Here is a 4,571-nt window from a genome sequence, read left to right as displayed (position 1 = left end):
CTGCAGAACGTGCGCGTGCAGGCGAGCGGCGATCTGGCCAATGCCGGCACCATCGCTGCCACGCATGAAGCTGCGATCACCTCCGGTGGCACGCTGGACAACAGCGGCGGCAAGCTCAATGCACAGCGCCTGCAGCTGCAGGCACAGGCTCTGCGCAACCGTGGCGGTGCCATCGAGCAGACCGGCGTGCAGGCGTTGAGCCTCACCGCAGGCAGCGTGAGCAATCGCAGCGAAGGCCTGATCGGTGCGCTGGATGCGGTGGCGTCGGGCGGCTCCGGCGGTACCCCCAGTGGCACCTCGCCGGGAAGCGGCGGAACGCCAGGTACCGGTGCGCCCGGAACCGGCACGCCCGGTACGGGTACTCCGGGTACACCGGGTACCGGCACTGGCGACGGTACGCCGGTGACGCCGGCTGTTCCGTTGGCCGCCGGTGTGCTGGACATCGCCGGCACGCTCGACAACGACGGTGGCAGCATCAGCAACGGCGGTCGTGTATCGCTGGTTGCGGGCAATGGTCTGGACAACAGCGGAGGCCGCCTTGGTGTGGCCTCGCTGCGCGCCACGGGCGATCTGAACAACGATGGCGGCACACTGCAGGTGCACGGTGACGCTGCGCTGCAGCTGGGGGCGCTGTCCAACCAGAAGGGCGCGCTGAGTGTGGCCGGTGCGCTGCAGCTGCAGACACAGTCGCTGGACAACCGGGCAGGCGAGCTGCGCCATGCCGGCAGTGCCGAGTCGGCCTGGACAGTGCAAGGCGCGTTCAACAACGACGGCGGCCTGCTGGCGACCAATGCCGAGCGCCTGACGCTGGGGGCAGGTCGGGTCTTCAACGCCGGTGGCCGCATCGAGCATGCCGGTAACGGCGGCCTGTTGCTGACCACGGGCGACTGGACCGGTGCCGGCGGTCGCCTGAGCACGCTCGGTCGCCTGGACTGGACGGTGGGCAATGCGGACGTGCGCAATGGCACGCTCACTGCAGCGCAGTTCCAGATCGTCGCCGGCACGCTGGACAACCGCGGCGGCAGCCTGCTGTCGCTGGGCAACCAGGGCAGCATGCTGCGCGCCGGCACGCTGGACAACAGTGCCGGTGGCACCGTGGCCGGCAATGGCGAGCTGACCGTCTCGGCGGGGACGCTGGACAACAGCAAGGGCCTGCTGCAGCAGGCCGGCAACGGCGCGTTGCGTGTACACGCCGATACTCTGCGTGGCAGCGAGGGCCGCCTGCTCAGCAACGGTGACCTGACGCTGACCGGTGGCCAGCTGGATGTGAGTGGCGGCACCACCTCGGCGCAGAGCGTGCAGATCCAGGCCGACGGCCTGCGCAACGCCGGTGGCCAGATCGTGTCGCTCGGCAATTCCGAGTTGGCGCTGGATGTACGTGGCACCTTCGACAACCAAGGCGGGCAGGTGCTTGGCAACGCGGGCCTGCGCATCGATGCGGGCCGCATCGACAACCAGGAGGGCACGCTGCAGTCGGCCGGTAGCCAGGGCGCGACACTGACCGTGCGCGACGAACTGGACAACAGCGCCGGTGCGATCTCTGGCAACGGCCAGTTGCAGCTGCACGTCGGCAGCCTGCTCAACCAGGGCGGCAAGGTACTTGCTGCGGGCAGCGGCCTGTTGCAGGTGCAGGCCCGCGAACTGCTGGACAACCGCAATGGCGGCCGTCTGGCCGGCAGCGGAGACGTGCTGCTGCAGGCGGCGCGGCTGGACAACCGTAGCGGTGCAATCGAGCACGCCGGCAGCGGCTCGCTGCAGATCCGTGCCGATGCGTTGCAGGGCGCAGCCGGGCGGATTCTCAGCCAGTCGTCGCTGATGCTTGACGGCGGCGAGCTGGTGCTGGGTGCCGGCAGCACCACCCAGGCCGAGCGCGTCGCGATCAATGCCGAACGCCTGGACAACGCCGGCGGCAACCTGAGCTCCACCGGCAGCGATGCACTGCAGCTGCGCGTGGCGCAGGCCGTGGACAACAGCGGCGGCACGATCGCAGGCAACGGCGCGCTGGATGTGCAGGCCGGTGAACTGCTCAACCGCAAGGGTACGCTCAGTGCTGCCGGTGCAGCCGACAGCACGTTGCAGGTCGACGGTACGCTGGACAACCATGAAGGCACCATCGCCAGCAATGCCAACCGGCTGACCCTCACTGCCGCACAGCTGGACAATACCGCCGGTGCCATCCGCCAGGCCGGCAACCAGGGCCTGGATATCACCACGGCCCGCCTGGATGGCAGCAAGGGCACGTTGGTCTCTGCGGCTACGCTGACCCTGCGCGCGGATGAGGTAGACCATCGCGACGCAACGCTGGGGGCTGATCGCTTCGACCTCGAGGCCGGAACGCTGGACAACACCGGCGGCCGCATCATCGCAAGTGGCGAGGGTGCCAGCCGCATCCATGCCACCACGCTGGGCAATGCCGGCGGTACGCTGGCCAGCAATGGTGACCTGACGCTGCAGGCGCAGACGCTGGACAACAGCGCAGGCAAGATCCAGCACGCCGGCAGCGGCCAGTTGCAGGTGCTCGCACAGACCCTGCTGGGTGCGGGCGGCAGCGTGCTCAGCAATGGCACGTTGGTGCTGGAGGGCAAAACGCTTGACCTGTCGAAGGCGACCACCTCGGCGCGCCGCATCGATATCAACGCCGATAGCCTGACCACCGCCGGCGGTGCGCTCACTGCTACCGGCGAAGAAGCTCTGCGCCTGCGGGTGCAGGGGCTGCTGGACAATCGCGGCGGATCGCTGGCCAGCAATGGCGTGCTCGACGTTTCCGCGCGGCAGCTGATCAATGCGMAGGGCACCCTGCAGGGCGCCGGCAGCGGCCGTTCCACCCTGGCCATCGGCGAGGCACTGGACAACCAGAGCGGGCGCATCCTGCTGGGTGGCGCGGGCACGATCAATGCCGCCAGCCTCGACAACCTCGGCGGTACTGTCCATGCCGGCGGCAGCGAACTGGTGCTGGGCATCGACGGTCGCCTCGACAACGGCAGCCAGGGGCTGCTGTCCAGCGCCGGTGCGATGACCCTGGGCGCCGCCAGCCTCGACAACCGGCACGGCACGGTGGTGGCAGGCAAGGACCTGCTGCTGACCACGGTTGCAGGCGTGGACAACAGCGATGGCGCGATGCAGGCCGGCGAGCTGCTGCAGCTGCAGGCCAATGGCCTCGACAACCAACGCGGCACGCTGCTGGGGGGGCAGCTGACCGTCGATACCCGCGGCCAGCGGCTGGACAACAGCGCAGGTACGCTGGGTACGCAGAAGGGTGCGCTGACCGTGCACAGTGGCGCGCTGCTCAACCAGGGCGGCCGGGTGCAGTCGGCCGCCGATCTGCGCATCGATACCGCAGGGCAGACCATCGACAACCGGGACACCGCCAGCAGTGGTGGCCTGTTGGCGGCGGGCACACTGCAGCTGGACGCTGGTGCGCTGGACAACCGAGGTGGCACGCTGAACGCACAGGGCGATGCGCGGCTGGTGCTGGCCAGTGCCGACAACAGCGCTGGCGGTACGCTTGCCAGCGCGTCGGGCCTGTCGCTGCAGGCGACGACGCTGGCCAACGGCGCCGGGCGCGTGCAGGCCGGGCGCAATCTCGACCTGACCCTGAGCGGGCACCTGGACAACACTGCCGGCGCGATCGCCGCCGGCCAGTTGCTGACCCTCACCGCAGCCAGCGTGGACAACCGCAACACCCGCGGCGGCGATGGCACCCGCGGCCTGCAGGCAGGCCAGCTGCAGTTCGGAACGCAGTGGCTGGACAACAGCCAGGGACAGATCGTCACCGATGGCGGCGCGCGGTTGCAGGTCAACGGCCAGCTGCAGAACAACGGGGGTGTCATCACCACCGGCGGCAACCTCGACAGCAGTGCCGACAGCGTCGCCAACAGTGGCGGCCTGCTGCGGGCCGATGGCAGCCAGACCCTGGTGGCGCGCGCGCTCAGCGAGGACGGCCAGGTACACGCCCAGCGCGACTTGAGCCTGACCCTGCAGCAGGGCCTGAGCAACCGCGGCGAATGGGTGGCCAACGGCACGCTGGCCCTGCATCTGTCCGGCGACCTGGACAACCAGGGCGTACTGCGTGGCGGCAACCTCGATCTCAACGCGCAGAACATCACCAACGCGGCCAACGGCGAGATCTCCAGCGAAGGCATCACCCATCTCAATGCACGCGGCCAGCTGACCAATCGCGGCCTGATCGACGGCAAGGTGACCCACCTCGAAGCCGACGTGCTGGACAACCTTGGCACCGGCCGCATCTATGGCGACCACGTGGCGATCTCGGCCGGCGTGCTGAAGAACCATGCCGAGGATGCCAACGGTGCCACCCGCGTCGGCACCGTGGCCGCGCGCGAGCGCCTGGACCTGGGCGTGCGCGAACTGCAGAACACCGGCAAGGGCCTGCTCTACAGCGGCGGCGACGCGGCCATCGGTGGATCGCTGGGGGCTGATCGCATTGCTGCGGGCACGGCCGGCAGGATCGACAACATCGGTTCGATCATTGATGTGAGCGGCAACCTGGCGATCGATGCGGGCGCGATCAACAACATCCGTGAGAACGTGTCGGTCGTTTCGACAAAGAC

Annotated in this window: 1 protein-coding gene; it reads left to right on the top strand. The window is 68.9% G+C overall.

From position 1 onward, the window contains the following. Positions 1-4,571: beta strand repeat-containing protein (locus tag AC1VAN_RS12570; protein WP_480985902.1), on the top strand; the 4,571-nt coding region annotated here is incomplete at both ends.

Source organism: Stenotrophomonas sp. 05L44_2 (genome assembly GCF_056665995.1).
Note: the sequence above shows the minus strand (reverse complement) of the source record. Positions and strands in the feature narration are given on the sequence as shown.